The sequence below is a fragment of the Oleiphilus sp. HI0132 genome (assembly GCF_001635845.1).
The window spans coordinates 1-1,069 of record NZ_LWGJ01001628.1; the positions used below are offsets into that span (position 1 = coordinate 1).

Genomic DNA, 1,069 nt, shown 5'->3' on the forward strand with positions numbered 1-1,069 from the left:
TACGTTTAATTAACCTGCCTGTGAACAGAAAATACGGTGCCACCACTATTTTTTTAAAACCGAGTTTTACCAATCGCTCCAAGCCTTCTCCAACCGATGGGTAGGTTACCCCTGAGTAAACCGTATCAGCCCAGCCAAAACCCATATTCTCATTGACGATTCGAGTCAGTTTAGCCACTTCCGCGTTTGCCATGGTATCTGACGTTCCGCGCCCTACAACCACTAGCATAGTGTCATAAAGTTGATCTGGAGGGTTGTTGGAGTCTAGCCCGAGTGACTCATATATTCTTGCTTGAAACGCCTCGATCATCGCTTCGTGCAAGCCGAGTTCATTGCCGTAAGCGACTTTCACGTTCCCCTTTTTCTCTTCGAATGTCGTCAATACAGATGGAATGTCGTTCTTTGCGTGAGTTGCGGCAAACAACATTCCTGGAACCGCGTAGATCTCTTCGACACCTTGATCAATTAACGAGTTTAGACCCATATGAATGTTGGGTGCGGAGAACTCCAAAAAGCCATATTCGACAGGCATATCTGGAAATCGTTTTTTTAGTCCTGCTGCGACACGCCCAAATTCACGCTCTGCGCCTTTGTCTCGACTGCCATGGCCACAGACCATAATGCCACGTTTTACTTCCACTGATTGATCAGCCATATTGCCTCTCCATTTGTATGTCGTTTGCGGTGCCAGCAAAATATTTTTTTAATGCGTGCATGCTTTGTTTAATTTTATGATTTAGTTCCGTCACTTGTTGGACGTTTTGTATATCGACAAAGCCTATCCTAATTAAAGAATGCCCTTTACCGATTTTGATTAATCGAAGTAAAACACCGTGCTGTGCAAACACTTCGAATAGTCGTTTTGCTTTTTCATCTTCGAGGGTATAGGTCGAAAACAACAATTGGTGGGCTTCTGATACATCGCCCCCTTGTTCTCGCAATTGAATAAATAAACCTTGCCACAGCTTTTGGTTATCTCGAGACAAGTCGAGGTATCGCTGGCGCGCGTCAGCTTGCCATTGCGCATCAAGAAACGCTCGAGTCGCTATTTCTTGGGCAGGCCCATTGA

Annotated in this window: 2 protein-coding genes; both read right to left on the reverse strand. The window is 45.2% G+C overall.

Going from position 1 to position 1,069, the window contains the following annotated elements:
• A partial coding sequence (locus A3766_RS25120; RefSeq protein WP_197479733.1) for a sirohydrochlorin chelatase occupies positions 1-655 on the reverse strand: 655 nt, incomplete at its 3' end.
• Positions 648-1,069 (reverse strand): hypothetical protein (locus tag A3766_RS31560; protein WP_197479734.1); only part of this gene is annotated, 422 nt, incomplete at its 5' end. The genes A3766_RS25120 and A3766_RS31560, both read right to left, overlap by 8 nt.